The 16,205-nt window shown below is 71.8% G+C and carries 15 protein-coding genes; 10 read left to right on the forward strand and 5 right to left on the reverse strand.

Annotation, left to right across the window (positions count from 1 at the left end; genetic code table 11):
- Window positions 1–269: 269 nt before the first annotated feature.
- The 5 genes from IE244_RS31215 (at window position 270) to IE244_RS31235 (ending at window position 4,844) form a co-directional block, all read left to right on the forward strand.
- A complete protein-coding gene (locus IE244_RS31215) occupies window positions 270–791 on the forward strand; it encodes a DUF1453 family protein (RefSeq protein ID WP_191876919.1) in 522 nt (173 codons plus the stop codon).
- The gene (locus IE244_RS31220; RefSeq protein WP_191876920.1) at window positions 788–1,939 is read left to right on the forward strand and encodes a sensor histidine kinase; all 1,152 of its coding nucleotides are present in this window, start codon (window positions 788–790) and stop codon (window positions 1,937–1,939) included. The genes IE244_RS31215 and IE244_RS31220 overlap by 4 nt, the downstream gene beginning before the upstream one ends.
- Window positions 1,936–2,625 carry a response regulator transcription factor gene (locus IE244_RS31225; protein WP_191876922.1) on the forward strand — a complete coding sequence of 230 codons (690 nt, stop codon included), beginning with the start codon at window positions 1,936–1,938 and terminating at the stop codon, window positions 2,623–2,625. Before IE244_RS31220 ends, IE244_RS31225 begins: the two co-directional genes overlap by 4 nt.
- 69 nt (window positions 2,626–2,694) lie before the next feature.
- Complete coding sequence (locus tag IE244_RS31230) at window positions 2,695–3,243, forward strand: DUF485 domain-containing protein (RefSeq protein WP_191876923.1); 549 nt, start codon at window positions 2,695–2,697, stop codon at window positions 3,241–3,243.
- Window positions 3,240–4,844 (forward strand): monocarboxylic acid transporter, encoded by a 1,605-nt coding sequence (locus IE244_RS31235; protein ID WP_191876924.1) that lies wholly within the window; start codon window positions 3,240–3,242, stop codon window positions 4,842–4,844. Before IE244_RS31230 ends, IE244_RS31235 begins: the two co-directional genes overlap by 4 nt.
- A gap of 50 nt (window positions 4,845–4,894) precedes the next feature.
- On the opposite strand, the gene IE244_RS31240 is transcribed toward IE244_RS31235, so the two are convergent.
- Entirely contained in the window at window positions 4,895–5,587 is a 693-nt protein-coding gene (locus tag IE244_RS31240) for a response regulator (RefSeq protein ID WP_191876925.1), read from the reverse strand.
- A 157-nt stretch (window positions 5,588–5,744) separates the two neighbouring features.
- Here IE244_RS31240 and IE244_RS31245 point away from each other — a divergent pair, with 157 nt between their 5' ends.
- The 3 genes from IE244_RS31245 (at window position 5,745) to IE244_RS31255 (ending at window position 8,566) form a co-directional block, all read left to right on the forward strand.
- A complete protein-coding gene (locus IE244_RS31245; RefSeq protein ID WP_191876927.1) occupies window positions 5,745–6,560 on the forward strand; it encodes an ABC transporter ATP-binding protein in 816 nt (271 codons plus the stop codon).
- Complete coding sequence (locus tag IE244_RS31250) at window positions 6,550–7,410, forward strand: ABC transporter permease (protein WP_191876929.1); 861 nt, start codon at window positions 6,550–6,552, stop codon at window positions 7,408–7,410. Before IE244_RS31245 ends, IE244_RS31250 begins: the two co-directional genes overlap by 11 nt.
- Before the next feature lie 97 nt (window positions 7,411–7,507).
- Complete coding sequence (locus tag IE244_RS31255) at window positions 7,508–8,566, forward strand: ABC transporter substrate-binding protein (protein ID WP_191876931.1); 1,059 nt, start codon at window positions 7,508–7,510, stop codon at window positions 8,564–8,566.
- A gap of 10 nt (window positions 8,567–8,576) precedes the next feature.
- Here IE244_RS31255 and IE244_RS31260 read toward each other — a convergent pair whose 3' ends face one another.
- From IE244_RS31260 to IE244_RS31275, 4 genes are all read right to left on the reverse strand, one after another.
- A complete protein-coding gene (locus tag IE244_RS31260; protein WP_191876933.1) occupies window positions 8,577–9,257 on the reverse strand; it encodes a response regulator in 681 nt (226 codons plus the stop codon).
- A complete protein-coding gene (locus IE244_RS31265) occupies window positions 9,257–10,933 on the reverse strand; it encodes an ATP-binding protein (RefSeq protein ID WP_191876935.1) in 1,677 nt (558 codons plus the stop codon). Before IE244_RS31265 ends, IE244_RS31260 begins: the two co-directional genes overlap by 1 nt.
- A gap of 95 nt (window positions 10,934–11,028) precedes the next feature.
- Window positions 11,029–11,970, reverse strand: a complete 942-nt coding sequence (locus IE244_RS31270) for a ferredoxin family protein (protein WP_191876937.1) — start codon at window positions 11,968–11,970, stop codon at window positions 11,029–11,031.
- Between the two features lie 98 nt (window positions 11,971–12,068).
- Complete coding sequence (locus tag IE244_RS31275; RefSeq protein WP_191876938.1) at window positions 12,069–13,328, reverse strand: citrate synthase; 1,260 nt, start codon at window positions 13,326–13,328, stop codon at window positions 12,069–12,071.
- A 113-nt stretch (window positions 13,329–13,441) separates the two neighbouring features.
- Here IE244_RS31275 and IE244_RS31280 point away from each other — a divergent pair, with 113 nt between their 5' ends.
- Window positions 13,442–14,608: a citrate synthase/methylcitrate synthase gene (locus IE244_RS31280; protein WP_191876939.1), complete on the forward strand. Its 1,167-nt coding sequence runs from the start codon at window positions 13,442–13,444 to the stop codon at window positions 14,606–14,608.
- Window positions 14,609–15,101: 493 nt separating this feature from the next.
- Window positions 15,102–16,199, forward strand: a complete 1,098-nt coding sequence (locus IE244_RS31285; protein WP_191876941.1) for a CobW family GTP-binding protein — start codon at window positions 15,102–15,104, stop codon at window positions 16,197–16,199.
- Window positions 16,200–16,205 lie beyond the last annotated feature (6 nt).

Raw genomic sequence — 16,205 nt, forward strand, 5'->3', positions numbered from 1 at the left:
CCGGCGGGGCTGTGGGCGCGGCTCGCGTTCGACCGGGGCGTCCGCCGGCCCACCACGAGCTGTACCGGCCGACGGGACCTTGCCCTGTCTGCCCTCCGCCCCTCAGCCGTCCCCCACGTGGTTCTACACCCGTGGGTGGAGACGGACCGCTGCAGGATTCCACCCGTGATCCACCCCGGCGCCGATCTCCCGACCTGCGCTTTTCCGTAGCTTCGTAGGTGTCGGCAGCGCCCGCTCCCGGCACCTTCTTCTCGCTCACGGAGGCTCTGATGTCCGGGTTCGCCAACGCGCTGGTGATCGTGGCCGTCGCCGCCATAGTGATCGCGCGGCAGTTCCGTGCCCGCGCGATCAACACCGACCGGCGCTGGTGGCTGATCCCCGTGATCCTCGGCGTGGTCGCGCTGCGCGAGCCCGGCATCCTCGACGCTCACCACCGAACGGAATCCGCCGTACTGCTCGTGGTGGAGCTGCTCGTCGGTCTGGCCACCGGCGCCGGATGGGCCTGGACGACCCGTATCTGGACCGAACCGGACGGTGTCGTGTGGACCAAGAGCACCAAGGCGAGCATCGCCGTATGGGTCGTGGGCATCGCCCTGCGGATCGGTGTCTTCGGCATCGGCCACGCGCTCGGTCTGCACCAGGACAGCGCCGCCCTGATGCTCGGACTCGCCACCACCCTGCTGGTCCGCGGCGGAATCCTGGTCTGGCGTGCCCAGCCCCTCGGCGCCGTGAACCGCCCCGCCCCGGCGTACGGTGACGACATGCGGTCGGTCAGGAGGGAGCGCGCGTGACGGAGAACGCCTGGACTCGCTGGCCGTCGCAAGAGGCGCTCGGCCGTGCCGGAATCAGCCAACGCCGGCGCATGCTGGCCTGGGCCGTCAGGGCCCTTGTGATCGCCCTGCTGCTGTGGGGCGCGTACAACCAGAAGCACGTCGGTATCTGGAGCGGACTCGCGGCGATGGCCGGGGTCGTCGCCGCCGCTCTCCTCGCCTGGGCCTTCTACCGGACCACCTACCAGCACCGGCTGGTGCCTTCCCTGACGCTGCTGGCCGCGCTGATGGGCCTGGCGGTCGGCGCCGAGGCCGCCGGGTTCAGGGGACTGGCCCTGGTGCTCTGGTGCGGCTGCGGGGTCACCGCCCTGGAGCGGCTGCCCCTCGCGGCCGCGACTCCCGTGACGTCGGTGGGCCTGGCCGCGTACTCCGCTTTCAACAACGACGTGTGGCTGACCACGGCCGCCTCGGTGGTGGGCATGGCCCTCGCCGGATACGTCCTGCGGCTGGACGCGGAGGCTCGTGGCAACGCACAGCGGCTGCTCACCCAGGAGCGGGCAGCCAGGGCGGCCGAGGCGGAGTCCGCGGCACTGGCCGAGCGAGCGCGGATCGCACGGGAGATCCACGACGTGCTCGCCCACAGCCTCTCGGCGCAACTGGTGCACCTGGAGGCGGCCCGGCTGCTGATCGAGAACGGCGCGGACCGCGAGCGGATCCTGGAGCGGGTGGTGGCCGCCCGGGGCATGGCCCGGGACGGACTCGCCGAGACCAGACAGGCACTGTCCGCGCTGCGGGGCGATCTGACCCCGCTGGAGGACTTCCTGAGCGAACTCGTCAGCGGGTCCGACGGCGCCGAGGTCACCGTGACGGGTGAGCGCAGGCCGCTGTCGGCCGAGGCCTCCCAGACCGTGCGCAGAGTCGCCCAGGAGGCGTTGACGAACGTCCGCAAGCACGCCCAGGGCGCCAAGGTGCAGCTGCGGCTCGACTACGGCGAGCACGAAGTGACGCTGGACGTAAGGGACTCGGGCGGCCGGCCGGGCGAACTCACGGGGTCCGGAGGGGGGTACGGTCTGCTGGGCATGCGGGAGCGTGCCGAGCTGCTGGGCGGCTCTCTGGACGCGGGGGCGGGCGAGGAAGGGTTCGTGGTGACGCTGAGGGTGCCGGTATGACGCAGACGGAGGGGGAGAAGCAGCCCGCACGGGTGGTGGTCGCCGACGACCAGACCGTGGTCCGGGAGGGCATCGTGATGCTGCTCGGGCTGCTGCCCGGGGTTCAGGTCGTGGGTGCCGCGGGAGACGGCGAGGAGGCGGTGCGACTGGTCGCGGAACTGGCCCCGGACGTCGTCCTGATGGACCTCAGGATGCCCCGCTGCGACGGCGTGGAGGCCACCCGGCGGATCCGGGCGCAGTACCCCGGGACCCAGGTCGTGGTGCTCACGACGTACGCGGACGACGAGTCGTTGTTCCCCGCGCTGCGTGCCGGCGCCCGGGGCTACCTGACCAAGGACGCCGGCGGTGACGAGATCGTGCGTGCCGTGGAGAGCGTGCTGTCGGGCGACGCGGGGCTGTCGCCGAGCGTCCAGCGCCGGTTGCTGGAGCGGCTGTCGCAGCCCGAGGCCGGCCCCTCGGTGACGGCCGACGCGCCGCCCGACGGACTGACCGCGCGGGAGACCGAGGTCCTGGTGCTGATCGCCGAGGGTTTCAGTAATCAGGAGATCGCCCGCAAGCTGCATGTCTCGACCGCGACGGTGAAGACACACATCAACAACCTCTTCTCGAAGACCGGCCTCAAGGACCGTGCCCAGGCGGTGCGTTACGCCTACGGCAAGGGGCTGGTGCGGCCGCCCGCGCAGTGAATCACCTGATGGGGTGAAGAGCCGAGGGAAGAAGAGTCAGGGATCTTCCCGATCTGTCCATCCTTGGGCATGCAGTCAAGCGATGATCGTCCCCGGGGAGCCGGGGACGGTCCCGAGAGTTCGGCCGAGAACCAGGAAGACCGTGGGGTACCGCCCTCCCGCGAGGCGACGCACGAGGACCCTTGGTACGACACGCTGGCCTCCGGCTGGGGCGAGCCGGACGGCACCGGTGTGCCGGCGGCCGCCGTGCCGCCTGCTCGCGGAGAGTGGGGCGGAGCGGACCCGAGAGCCCGGGACGTGTACGTCGAGGTGCAGCGCAGCGCGGCCTTCCAGGAGGTGCGCGCCAGGTACCGGCGGTTCGTCGTACCCGGCGTCGCCGTCTTCCTCGTCTGGTACATGAGTTACCTGGTCACCGCCACGACCGCGCCCGGACTCATGGCCCGGTCCGTGGCCGGAGCGGTCAATGTGGGCATGCTGGCCGGGCTCGGACAGTTCCTCACCACGTTCCTGTTCGCCTGGGCCTACGCCCGGCATGCGCGGCTGCGCCGGGACCGGGCGGCGCTGGAGCTGCGCTGGGACACCCAGGAACTGACCCGCGGACGGGGAGGCGCCTCGTGACCGGTCACCATCAGGCGCTGGCGCTGCTGCTGTTCAGCGGCTTCGTGGCCGTCACCCTCGGGATCACGACCTGGGTGAGCCGTCGCCGGCAGGGTTCGGCGGAGGAGTTCTACGCGGGAGGGCGGTTGTTCTCTCCCATGGAGAATGGTTTTGCCATCGCCGGTGACTACATGTCGGCCGCTTCGTTTCTCGGGGTCACCGGGCTGATCGCGCTGTACGGGTACGACGGGATGCTGTATGTCGTGGGCTTCCTGGTGGCCTGGCTGGTCGTGCTGTTCCTGGTGGCGGAACTGGTCCGCAACTGCGGGCGGTTCACCCTGGCCGACGTGGTGGCCGCGCGGATGAGCGAGCGGCCGGTACGGATCGCCGCGGGAACCTCCTCCGTGACGGTGTCCGTTCTGTATCTGGTGGCGCAGATGGTCGGCGCGGGCAGCCTGGTGGCGCTGCTGCTGGGGCGGACGAGCGGCGCTGCCCAGACCTGGGCGGTCATCGGGGTCGGCGCGCTCATGGTGGTCTATGTGTCGCTGGGAGGGATGCGGGCCACCACCTGGATCCAGATCGTGAAGGCGGTCCTGCTGCTGAGCGGCACGGTCGCGCTGACCGCGCTCCTCCTGCTGCGCTTCCACGGCGACATCGACCGTCTGCTCCTGACGGCCGCGGAGCGCAGTGGTCACGGAAGGGCGTTCCTGGCGCCGGGCCTCAGGTACGGCGGCACCTGGACCGCGCGCCTCGACTTCATCAGCCTGGGACTCGCCCTGGTCCTGGGCACGGCGGGACTGCCGCACATCCTGTCCCGCTTCTACACCGTGCCCACCGCACGGGCCGCGCGCCGTTCCGCGGTGTGGTCCATCGGGCTGATCGGCGGCTTCTACCTGATGACGATCGTGCTCGGCTTCGGGGCGGCCGCCGTGGTGGGTACGGGGGCGGTGCGCGGTTCGAACGCGGCCGGGAACACCGCGGTGCCGCTGCTCGCGCTCGAACTGGGTGGCGGCGCCGCTTCCACCGGCGGAACGGTTCTCTTCGCGGTGGTCGCCGCCGTCGCGTTCGCCACGATCCTCGCCGTGGTCGCCGGCATCACCCTCGCCTCGTCGGCGTCGGTGGCGCACGACCTGTACGCGTCGCTGCGGCGCTCGCGCGGCAGGAGACGGGGCAGGGCGCGCAGCGAGGTGGCGGTGGCGCGGTGGGCGGCGGTCGGTATCGGCGTCGTGGCGATCGCCCTCGGTCTGCTGGCCCGTGACCTCAACGTCGCCTTCCTGGTGGGTCTCGCCTTCGCCGTCGCCGCGTCGGCGAACCTTCCCGTGCTGCTGTATTCGCTGTTCTGGCGTGGCTTCACCACGCGCGGTGCGGTGTGGGCCGTGTACGGCGGGCTGATCCCGGCGCTGGGCCTGGTGCTGCTCTCCCCGGTGGTGTCCGGCAGCCCGGCCTCACTGTTCCCGGACGTCGACTTCCAGTACTTCCCGCTGCAGAACCCGGGCATCGTCTCCATCCCGCTCGGCTTCCTCGCCGGCTGGCTCGGCACGGTCACCTCGGACGAGGTCGCGGACGAGGCCAAGTACGCCGAGACGGAGGTACGGTCGCTGACCGGCGCCGGGGCCGCCTAGCCGGGCCAGCCGCACAGCCGGCCGGGGCAGGACGACCGTACGGGGGCCGCCTACGGGGCCACCCAGGCGTACCGGTGCTCAGGCCGCCCGGTGTCGCCGTACTTCAGGGAGAGCCGCAGACGGCCGGCCTGTTCCAGGTGGCGGAGGTAGCGCTGGGCCGTGGAGCGGCTCAGGCCGGTCCTGGCAGCCACCTCGTGGGCCGACAGCGGCTGGTCCGAGCGGTGCAGGACGCCGCAGATCAGATCGGTCGTGGGCTCCGACTGGCCGCTCGGCAGGCCGGGGGCGGACGGTGCCGGGGCCGTGCGCAGCGCCCCGAAGATCCGGTCGACCTGCTCCTGCCCGCTCAGGCCCCGGCCGCCGACGCGGTCCACCGTGCGGCGCAGGGCGGCATAGGAGTCGAGGCGGGCGCGCAGGGCGGCGAAGGTGAAGGGTTTGACCAGGTAGTGCAGGGCGCCCAGGCGCATGGCGTGCTGGACGGTCGTCACATCGCTGGCCGCGGTGATCATGATGACGTCCGTTCCGTGACCGTGCTCCCGCATGCGGTGGACGAGGTCGAGGCCGGTCCCGTCCGGCAGGTAGTGGTCGAGCAGGACCAGGTCGATGCCGCCGCGTTCGACGGCGGTCAGGGCCTGGGCGGCGCTGTGCGCGCGGGCGGCCACCCGGAAGCCGGGAACCTTTCCCACGTACTTGGCGTTTATCTCAGCGACGCGGAAGTCGTCGTCCACGACCAGGACGTCAATCATCAGGCCTCTCCTCAGGCCGGCGAGCGTTAAGCCCGTGTTTCGTGCTCCGCAGTTGTAGCGCGCGCAAAATGAGCACAACAGGTTCTTGCGAGCAAAAGAACAGCTTGTGCTCACAAGACTCCTGCTGTGGCCGGGGCCACACCTACCGTCCCGGGCCATGAGCGCACACACCAGCCCCGCCATCGAGCTGCGGGGCGCGAGCAAGACCTTCAGAACCCCGTCAGGGGGACTGCACACGGCCGTGCGCGGTCTGGACCTCACCGTCGAACGCGGCGAGTTCGTGGCCGTCGTAGGACCGACCGGCTGTGGCAAGTCCACCACGCTGACGCTGGTCAGCGGCTTGGAGGAGCCCACCGAGGGCGAGGTGCTGGTGGCCGGCGAGCCGGTCGACGGCGTCGGCGACAAGGTCGGCTTCGTCTTCCAGCAGGACGCCACGTTCCCCTGGCGCACGGTCCTGTCCAACGTCATGGCCGGCCCCCGTTTCCGGGGTGTACCGAAGGCCGAGGCCAAGGAGAAGGCACGGGAGTGGCTGGCCCGCGTCGGACTCGCCGCCTTCGAGGACCGCTACCCGCACCAGCTCTCCGGCGGTCAGCGCAAGCGCGTCGCCCTCGCCGCCACGTTCGTCAACGACCCCGAGATCCTGCTGATGGACGAGCCGTTCTCGGCACTCGACGTGCAGACCCGGGCACTGATGTCGGACGAACTGCTGGAGCTGTGGGAAGGCACGGGCGCCTCCGTCGTCTTCGTCACCCACGACCTGGAGGAGTCCATCGCGCTCGCCGACAAGGTCGTCGTGATGACCGCCGGACCCGCGACCGTGAAACAGGTCTTCGACATCGACCTGCCCCGGCCGCGCAAGGTCGAGGCGGTGCGCCTGCAGCCGCAGTTCATCGAGATCTACCGCGAGATCTGGGAGTCCCTGGGCGAAGAGGTCCGCATCACCCGTGAAAGAGGTGCCGCTCATGTCGCCTGAGGTCATCACCACGCCGGTCCCCGCCACGGCCAAGGTCCCCGACCGCGCCCAGTCGCGCGCCCAGGCCGCCCGCAGACGCAAGCTGGTCGTCAACGCCGCGCGGGTGTTCCTCCTGGTGGCCGTGCTCGGCCTGTGGGAAGGGCTGTCCCGGGCCAAGGTCATCGACCCGTTCAACTTCTCCATGCCGTCGCAGATCTGGGACCAGATCTCCACCTGGGTGATGCACGGAACGGCACAGGGCTCGCTGGGCGAGCAGATCTGGGCCACGCTGCAGGAAGCGCTGCTCGGCTGGATCATCGGTGTCGTCGCCGGCGTGCTCTTCGGTATCGCTCTGGGGCGGGTCCCCTTCCTCGCCGACGTCCTCGGTCCGTACGTCAAGGTGCTCAACTCCATCCCCAGGATCGTGCTGGCCCCGATCTTCCTGATCTGGTTCGGCCTGGGCCCCGCCTCGAAGGTCGCCTCGGCCGTGGTGCTGGTGTTCTTCCCGGTCTTCTTCAACGCCTTCCAGGGCGCCCGTGAAGTCGACGGGAACCTGGTCGCCAACGCCCGGATCCTCGGCGCGAGCAATCGCAGGGTGACGCTTCAGGTGGTCATCCCGTCGGCGACCTCCTGGATCTTCACCAGCCTTCACGTCAGCTTCGGCTTCGCCCTCATCGGCGCCATCGTCGGCGAGTACATCGGCGCCACCAAGGGCATCGGCCTGCTCGTCGCCGCGTCCCAGGGCAACTTCAACGCCGCCGGCGTCTACGCCGCGATGGTCATCCTCGCCGTCGTCGCCCTCGCCGCCGAGGGCCTGCTGACCTTCGCCGAGCGCCGCATCTTCCGGTGGAAGCCGGCGCACTCCGGCTGAGCCCGGCCCACCGAGCCCCCAAGACCCTCCGCTCCAAACCCCCACGCTCCGAACCCCACCTCCCCCGTACCGCCCTCGCACAAGGACGTGAACCGCCATGCGCAAGACCGCCAGATACGTCTCGCTCGCCGCCTCCGGCCTGCTGGCCCTCTCCTCGCTCACCGCCTGCGCCAACGACGCGGCGAGCGGCACTTCGGCCGGCGCCGGCAGCAAGGGCGACGGCAAGGGCACGAAGGTCAAGATCATGGTCGGTGGCCTGGACAAGGTCATCTATCTGCCCGCGTTGCTGACCCAGCGGCTCGGCTACTTCGACTCCGAGGGCCTCGACGTGGAACTCCTCAGTGAGCCCGCCGGTGTCCAGGCCGAGACAGCGCTCGTCTCCGGCCAGGTCCAGGGCGCCGTCGGCTTCTACGACCACACTCTCGACCTGCAGGCGAAGCAGAAGTCGGTGGAGTCCGTCGTGCAGTTCTCGCACGCGCCCGGCGAGGTCGAGGTCGTCTCCACCAAGCAGGCGAAGGACATCACCTCACCGAAGGACTTCAAGGGCAGGAAGCTCGGCATCACCGGCCTCGGTTCCTCGACCGACTTCCTCACCAAGTACCTGGCGGTCAAGAACGGTCTGAAGATCAGCGATTTCACCCCGGTCGCCGTCGGCGCGGGCCCGACCTTCATCTCCGCGCTGCAGCAGGGCTCGATCGACGCCGGCATGACCACCGATCCCACCGTCGCGGCGATCCTCGACAAGAAGGCGGGCAAGGTCCTCCTCGACATGCGCACTCCCGAGGGCTCGCAGAAGGCGCTGGGCGGGCCGTACCCGTCGTCAAGTCTGTACATGCAGACGGACTGGGTCAACGGTCACAGGGACACCGTCCAGAAGTTGGCCAATGCATTCGTCAAGACGCTCAAGTGGATGTCGACCCACAGCGCCGACGAGATCGCCGCGAAGATGCCCGCCGACTACTCCCAGGGCGACAAGGCGCTCTACACCCAGGCCATCAAGAGCACCCTGCCGATGTTCACCGACGACGGCGTGATGCCCCAGGGCGGCCCGGAGACCGTTGAGAAGGTCCTCAAGTCGTTCAACCCCGTCATCAAGAACGCCAAGGTCGACTTGAGCAAGACGTACACGACCGAGTTCGTCAACGCTGCCAAGTAGACAGGTCCGCTCAGCCGCGGGTCGCCCACACGTAACGGTGTTCCGGGCGGCCCGCGTCGCCGTACTTGAGGGTGAGCCGCGCCCGGCCGCTGCGTTCCAGCAGCTTCAGATACCGCTGGGCCGTCTGCCGGCTCACCCCCGTCCGCTCGGCGATCTCCTGCGCGGACAGCGGTCCTCCGGCGCTCATCAGCGCCTGGCGCACCAGCTCGGCCGTCATGGGGGAGTGCCCCTTGGGCAGCTCGGGCTCCGACGGCGCGGACAGGGCACCGAAGATGCGGTCCACCTGCGCCTGTTCGGCCTCGCCGCCGCCGTCCAGGGTGCGCCGCAGCTGCGCGTACGCCTCCAGCTTGGCGCGCAGACCGGCGAACGCGAACGGTTTCACCAGATACTGCAGCGCCCCCTGGCGCATCGCGGCCTGGACGGTCGACATGTCCCGCGCGGCCGTCACCATGATCACGTCGGTCTGGTGGCCGCGCCGGCGCATCTCCCCTACGACCGCGAGCCCGGTGTCGTCGGGCAGGTAGTGGTCCATGAGGACCAGGTCCAGCCGCGGCAGCGTCTCGACCTGGCGCAGCGCCTCGGCCGCGCTGTGCGCCTCGCCGGCGACGTGGAATCCCGGCACCTTCGCCACGTACGCGGCGTTCACCCGGGCGACGCGGGTGTCGTCGTCCACTACCAGGACCTCGATCATCACGCCTCCTCCTCGGCGACGGCGGTGGGCTCGACGGATTCCCCTCGTACCGCGGGCTCCAGCTCCGGTTCCCTCAGCGCCTCCGGAAGGACCACGGTGAACTCCGCGCCGCCTCCGTCCGCCGCGCCCACCGTCGCGCTCCCGCCCTGCCGTTCGGCGAGCCGGCGCACCAGCGAGAGTCCGATGCCCCGTTTGCCGTGGGCGGGCGGTCTCTTGGTGGACCAGCCCTCGGTGAAGACCAACTCCCGTTGACCGGCCGGGATTCCGGGGCCCGTGTCACGCACGCGGAGCACGACCGCACGGCCCTCGGCGCGCAACTCGACCTCCACGCGTGCGTGCGGTGTGCCGGCGACCGCGTCGAGGGCGTTGTCCACCAGGTTGCCCATCACCGTGACCAGGCCCCGCGGATCGATCAGCCGGTCCGGCAGCCGGGTGCCCTCCGACACCCACAGCGCGACACCCCGCTCGGCCGCCACGGTCGCCTTGCCGACCAGCAGCGCGGCCAGCAGGGGGTCGTGGATCTTCTCGGTGACCTGCTCGGCGGTGGCCCGGTGGTCGCCGACCACCTCGCCGACGAACTCCACGGCGTCGTCGTACATCTCCAGCTCCAGCAGCCCGAGCAGGGTGTGCATGCGGTTGGCGTGCTCGTGGTCCTGGGCGCGCAGGGCGTCGATCAGCCCGCGCGTGGAGTCCAGCTCGCGGGCCAGCTGCTCCAGTTCGGTGCGATCGCGCAGGGTGGCCACGGCGCCGCCGTCGTCGGTGGGCATGCGGTTGGCGACCAGCACGCGCTGCCCGCGTACGGTGAGCAGATCCGTGCCCCTCACCCGGCCGGCCAGGACGTCCGTCGTACGGCCCGCACCGAGCGCCTCGTCGGGGGTCTGCCCGACGGCCTCGTCGCCGATGCCCAGCAGCCGCCGCGCCTCGTCGTTGAACAGACGGACACGACCGCCGGGGTCCAGGGCGACCACGCCCTCGCGGATGCCGTGCAGCATCGCCTCGCGCTCCGCGAGCAGCGCCGAGATGTCGGAGAAGGCCAGGTCCCGGGTCTGCCGCTGGACCCGGCGGGAGATCAGCCAGGCGGCCAGCGCACCCACCGCGAGCGCCCCGCCGGCGTACGCGAACAGCCCCGGGATCGCGCCGATCAGCCGCGCCCGCACGCTGTCGTAGGCGATACCGACCGAGACGGCCCCGATGATGCGGTGGCCGGCGTCGTACAGCGGCACCTTGCCGCGCGCGGAGCGGCCCAGGGTGCCCTTGTCGATCTCCATGACCTCCTTGCCGCCCAGGGCGTCCTCGGGGCTCGTGGAGACCTCCTTGCCGATCTGCGAGGTGGTGGGATGCGACCAGCGCACCCAGTTCCGGTCGAGCACCACGACGTACTCGGCGTGCGTGGCCCTGCGGATCCGCTCGGCCTCCCTCTGCACCGGGCCGTCACTGGTCGGCGGGGTGGTCAGGACCCCCTCGGCGATCTGCGGGTCCTGTGCCGTGGTCTGGGCGATCGCCAGCGCCCGGCGCTCCGCCTCCTGGTCCAGCTGTTTGCTCAGCGGCGCCAGGAAGAGCCCGGTCGCGAGCACCGCGACCCCCGCGGCGATCGCCACCTGCATCAGCAGCACCTGCGAGAACACCCGCCGTGGCAGACCGAGGCGCAGACGGCGTACGGGGGCGGTGGGGCTCATACCCATGACGGTACGTGGACGCGCGGGCCGGTCCCCAGGAGGTGTGGCGTGGATCTCTCGACCCCTCTTGAAGGAGTCGTCGCGACGGGTGCGGGTCAGCTCGCCAGAGCCGTCGGCCGCAGCTCGCGCACGTCCACCACGTCCATCCGCGCGGGCGTTCCCAGGACCGACGCGGCACAGCTCTCCGGACGCGGCGGCAGCGACGCGCCCTGCGCCACGGTCACCCGCCAGCGCCGCCCGTCGGTGTGCCCGACGGTGACGTCCCAGCGGGGCGCCCCGCCGTCGGTCCGTACGACGCCCAGCACCCCCGCCCGGTACTCGCCCGCGGCCGACCGGACGGCCAGCTCGGCCGCCTGACCGGGCCGCTCCCAGGCCGAGCACCCGCGGCATCCCTCGACCACCACGCGCCCTTCCCGGACGCCGTGCAGCGCCTCCTTGACGGTGTGCGCATCGGCGCGGCCGTAGGCGTAGCCGTACGGCAGCACGAGCACCGTAGGCGAGAAGCGATGTCCACCCAGATGGGTGACCTCCCAGATGCCGCGCACTCCCGAAGCGGCCAGTTCGGTGGCCAGGGGGCGGCCCAGGAGGGCGCAGCAGCGGTCGCGCTTGCCGTTGGTGCACACGAGCGCGAGCGGGTCGCCGCGGTGCGGCCGCCCGCCGAGCGCGGTGCCGAAGGAGCGGGGGTCGCCCGCTCCGAGCGCGGCGAAGTCGAGGCCGAGCAGCCGGCGCGGATCCCGGGTCGTGGCGCTGTGCAGCCACACGCGGCCCGGCACGGTGTGGGCGACGTACAGCTGCCGTACGGCGGCCTTGCCGGGGTCGGCGTGGCGCCCGGGGCGGCGGATGAGCGCGACGCGTACGCCGGTTCCCTCGGCGGCCGACTCCAGGGCCCGGCCCAGGGCGGGGTCCAGGTGGCTCGAAGTGAGGGCCTTGGCACCCCACGGGCCGGGCTGCTCCAGCAGCAGCCACGTCGTCGCCGTGGCCGCCGTACCAGAAACGGGCTCGTCGAGGCTCCGGGACACGGTCGCGCACCTACTCACAGAGGTGAGCCTAACCTGACCCTCCCTGGGGTGACTTCCGGCCACCCTTGTGTCCTGCTTCGGGGCGGTCGCGCCGGAGCGGGGCCTTCGGCCGCGGCCTACTCCGGGAGGGGCTGGGGAGGCCGCGGGCCGACGTAGTGGCCGACCGGGCGCATGCGCAGGGGGCGCTCGCCGTACTCCTCCAGGGCGTGTGCGATCCAGCCCGCCGTCCGTGCGACGGCGAAGATCGTCTCGCCCGCCGAGGCGGACATGCCGCTGGACGCGGTGAACACCGCCAGGGCCAGGTCGACGTTGGCGTGCAGCGGGGTGTGCCGGGCGGTCGTGGCGACGATGTCGCGGGCGGCCAGCAACGCGGACTCCGCGCGCGGCACCTCCTCCAGGAGGTCGAACAGGACACGCGCGCGGGGGTCCTCCCCGGTGTAGAGCCGGTGGCCGAGACCGGGGACGCGGCGGCCGGCGCGCAGTTCGTCGGCGATCACCGGGACCGCGGTCCCCTGGTCGAGCACGTCGAGCAGTATGCGGTGGGCCATGCCGCTGGCGGCGCCGTGCAGCGGGCCCTCCAGGACACCGAACCCGGCCGAGACGGCCGCGTAGGCGTGTGCGCGGGCCGAGGCGGCGACCCGGACCGCGAGTGTGGAGGCGGCCAGGTCGTGGTCGGCGAGCAGGGCGAGCGCGGTGTCCAGGACCCGCAGCGACGCCTCGTCGGCGGGGCGGCCGGTCAGCCTGCCCCACAGCCGGTGGGCGAGCGGACCGTCGTCCTTGTGGGCGTGCCGGGCCGGCGGCAGCGCGGCGACGAGCGTCGGGATGAGGATCCGCGCGGTGTTCAGCACGGCCTCCTCCGACAGGTCGAAGCGCAGCGGGTCCTCGGCCGCCGCGGCGATCGCCGCCACGCGCAGCCGGTCGGTGGGGGAGGCGTGCTCGCTCAGGGCGTTCACCGCGCGGCGGGCGACCTCGACGGTGGGGCCGGGCGCGGCGAAGGTGACGCCCGGGGTCAGCCGGCCCGTCCACAGCCATTCCGCGACCTCCTCGTAGGAGTGCCGGAGGGCCAGGTCCACGGCGTCCACGCCCCGGAAGAAGTACCGGTCCCGCTCGATCAGCGTGATGTGGGTCCGGACGGACAGGTCCCCGCCGGAGCCCGGGCTCGCGGCGGCCTCGCGCCGGTGGCGCCGGGCGAGGGCCTCGACCTCCTTCACCTCGAAGGTGCTGGCGCGGCCTCCTGGCTCGCGTCTGCTGCTGAGCAGGCCGCGGCTCACGTACGCGTACACGGTTTCGGGCTTGACGCCGAGCAGCTCGGCGGTCTCCTTGGTGGTCAGCCTTCGCCCGGGACGGCCGGGGGGAGCGGGTTCGGGATCGCGCATGGGGGTCACCGTAGCCGCCTCCATATATCTTGATCGCCATACATTGAGTCAATCAATATTGACACGCCATTAGTCAAGCATGGACAGTCGGATCAAGTCCAGGGAGGAGAACCATGGCCATCAACAGGACCGCAGCCCCACTCGTCGACGCGCCCCGCGGTCTCGCCGGCGTCGTCGTCACCGAGACCGAGATCGGCGACGTCCGCGGACTGGAGGGCTTCTACCACTACCGGCAGTACTCGGCCGTCGAACTCGCGCGGACCCGCACCTTCGAGGACGTCTGGCATCTCCTGGTGCACGGTTCGCTCCCGGACACGGAGCGCCGTGCGGCCTTCACCGCCGAGACCGTGGCGCTGCGGCGGCTGCCCGAGGAGGTCCGGGCGGCACTGCCCGCGATCGCCGCCGCGAGCCGCGTCCCGGGGCCGCTGGCCGGACTGCGCACGGCCCTGTCACTGCTGGGTGCGGCGCGGGCGCTGCGACCGGTGTACGACATCGACGCGGACCGGCGCCGCGCCGACACCGTGGCGGTCTGCGCGGCCGTCCCCACGCTGCTCACCGCGCTGTACCGCCTCGGGCGGGGCCTCGATCCGGTCGAGCCGCGCGACGACCTCCCGTACGCGGCCAACTACCTGTACATGCTGAACGGGGCGGAGCCCGGGCCGCAGCGGGCGCGTGCCGTCGAGCAATACTTGATCTCAACCATTGATCACGGATTCAACGCGTCAACGTTCACGGCCCGTGTCATCGCCTCCACCGGCGCCGACGTGGTGGCCTGTCTGACCGGAGCCGTGGGCGCCCTGTCCGGGCCGCTGCACGGAGGCGCGCCCAGCCGGGCCCTGGACACGCTGGACGCCATCGGCACCCCGGACCGGATCGACCCCTGGATCCGGGAGCGGGTGCTCGCGGGCGACCGGATCATGGGCTTCGGGCACGCCATCTACCGCACGGAGGACCCACGTTCACGGATGCTGCGGGAGATCGCGCTCGGCTTCGGCGGTCCGCGCGTCGAGTTCGCCGTGGAGGTCGAGCGCCGGGTCGAGGCGATCCTCGCCGAACTGAAGCCCGGCCGCGAACTGCACACCAACGTCGAGTTCTACGCCGGCGTGGTCATGGAACTCTGCGGCCTGCCCCGCGAGATGTTCACACCCACCTTCGCCGCGGGACGCGCGGTGGGCTGGAGCGCCAACATCCTGGAACAGGCGGCCGACTCGAAGATCATCCGGCCGGTGGCGCGCTACGTGGGACCACAGCCGCCGGTCGCGGTCCCGGCCGCGCGCTGAGCGCCCCCAGGCGCCGGCCGACCGTCCTGGGCTGCTCGCCGGCGGCCTGCTGGCGCGGGCTGACCTCCTTGAGCGGCCCGCCGGGTGCCGTGGGCGCCGGTCGCCCGCCCCGGGGCGCTGGCTGGGGCTGCTCGCCGGGCCCGCGGGTGACGGCTTCCCTGCCCCGGGCTGCTCGCCGGCTGCCCTCTGGCGTCGGCTGATCGTCCTGGGCCGTTGGACGGCTGCCTGCTGTCGCGGGCCGGCCTCCCTCAGCCGCTCGCCGGCCGCTGCGGGTCGACGGCTGACCGTCCTGGGCTGCTCGCCGGCTGCCCTCTGGCGTCGGCTGACCGCCCGGGCCGCTCGCCGGCCGCTGCCGTCCGACAGCCTTCCGTCCCCGCCCCGGCCGCTCGCCGGCCGAGGCCTCACCGTCGGGGGAGGGCGGGCGGCAGCGCCCTCCTATGCTGGTCCGGCAGCCGGTCCTCAGGGGCCCCGTCCACAGCAGAGAGGTCACCCGTTGGGGAACAGCAGCGGTCCGCAGATCCCGGTCGTCGTGCTCGCCGGATTCCTGGGCTCCGGCAAGACCACACTCCTCAACCACCTCCTGCACCGCAGCGGCGGCAGCCGGATCGGGGCGATCGTCAACGACTTCGGGGCCATCGAGATCGACGCGATGGCCGTCGCGGGCGCGCTCGGCGACTCGACCGTCTCGCTGGGCAACGGCTGCCTCTGCTGTGCCGTCGACGCGAGCGAACTCGACGTCTACCTGGACCGGCTCGCCGACCCGGGCGCCGGCATCGACGTGATCGTCATCGAGGCCAGTGGGCTCGCCGAACCCCAGGAACTGGTCCGGATGGTGCTGGCCAGCGAGCACCCGAGGGTCGTCTACGGCGGCCTCGTCGAGGTCGTGGACGCCGCCGAGTTCGACGACACCCGGGCCAGGCACCCCGAGATCGACCGGCATCTGGCCCTCGCCGACCTGGTGGTGGTCAACAAGCTCGACCGGGCCGCGGACGGTGACCGGCTGCTCGCTCTGGTGCGGTCCCTCGTGGACGGTGCCGCCGTGGTCCCCGCCACCTACGGCCGCCTCGACCCGGAGTTCCTCTTCGACTGCAGGCCGGGCGAGGAGCGGTTCGGGCAACTGTCCTTCGACGACCTGCACGAGCACCGCGGGGACGACGAGCACGCCGGTCATCTGCACACCGGCTACGACAGCCTGTCCTTCACCTCCGGGACGCCCCTGGAACCGCGCCGGCTCATGCGGTTCCTCGACAGCCGGCCCGAGGGCCTGTACCGGATCAAGGGGTACGTCGACTTCGGCCCCTACGACCCGCACAACCGGTACGCCGTGCACGCCGTCGGCCGGTTCCTGCGCTTCTACCCCGAGCCGTGGGCCGCCGCCGACGCCCGCCTGACCCAGCTCGTGCTGATCGGCTCCGCTATCGGCACCGAGGCCCTCGGCAAGGAGCTCAAGGGATGCGAGAACGACGCCCCACACGCCGACGAACACGGCATGTGGGGCGTCCTGCGGTATGTCCAGGGCTCCGAGGAGGAGCCCGACGCGATGTCGTACCAGGCCTGGAACACCGGCCGAGGCCTGGAGCACCGGCCCTAGAGCACG

The organism is Streptomyces filipinensis (assembly GCF_014649495.1).
GTDB lineage: Bacteria > Actinomycetota > Actinomycetes > Streptomycetales > Streptomycetaceae > Streptomyces > Streptomyces filipinensis.

What these genes read in the sequence shown, in the direction of transcription:
- IE244_RS31215 (WP_191876919.1), top strand. Translation starts at nt 270, where the DNA reads ATGTCCGGGTTCGCCAACGCGCTGGTGATCGTGGCCGTCGCCGCCATA.
- IE244_RS31225 (WP_191876922.1), top strand. Translation starts at nt 1,936, where the DNA reads ATGACGCAGACGGAGGGGGAGAAGCAGCCCGCACGGGTGGTGGTCGCC.
- IE244_RS31230 (WP_191876923.1), top strand. Translation starts at nt 2,695, where the DNA reads ATGCAGTCAAGCGATGATCGTCCCCGGGGAGCCGGGGACGGTCCCGAG.
- IE244_RS31240 (WP_191876925.1), bottom strand. Translation starts at nt 5,587, where the DNA reads ATGATTGACGTCCTGGTCGTGGACGACGACTTCCGCGTCGCTGAGATA.
- IE244_RS31245 (WP_191876927.1), top strand. Translation starts at nt 5,745, where the DNA reads ATGAGCGCACACACCAGCCCCGCCATCGAGCTGCGGGGCGCGAGCAAG.
- IE244_RS31250 (WP_191876929.1), top strand. Translation starts at nt 6,550, where the DNA reads ATGTCGCCTGAGGTCATCACCACGCCGGTCCCCGCCACGGCCAAGGTC.
- IE244_RS31255 (WP_191876931.1), top strand. Translation starts at nt 7,508, where the DNA reads ATGCGCAAGACCGCCAGATACGTCTCGCTCGCCGCCTCCGGCCTGCTG.
- IE244_RS31260 (WP_191876933.1), bottom strand. Translation starts at nt 9,257, where the DNA reads ATGATCGAGGTCCTGGTAGTGGACGACGACACCCGCGTCGCCCGGGTG.
- IE244_RS31265 (WP_191876935.1), bottom strand. Translation starts at nt 10,933, where the DNA reads ATGAGCCCCACCGCCCCCGTACGCCGTCTGCGCCTCGGTCTGCCACGG.
- IE244_RS31275 (WP_191876938.1), bottom strand. Translation starts at nt 13,328, where the DNA reads ATGCGCGATCCCGAACCCGCTCCCCCCGGCCGTCCCGGGCGAAGGCTG.
- IE244_RS31280 (WP_191876939.1), top strand. Translation starts at nt 13,442, where the DNA reads ATGGCCATCAACAGGACCGCAGCCCCACTCGTCGACGCGCCCCGCGGT.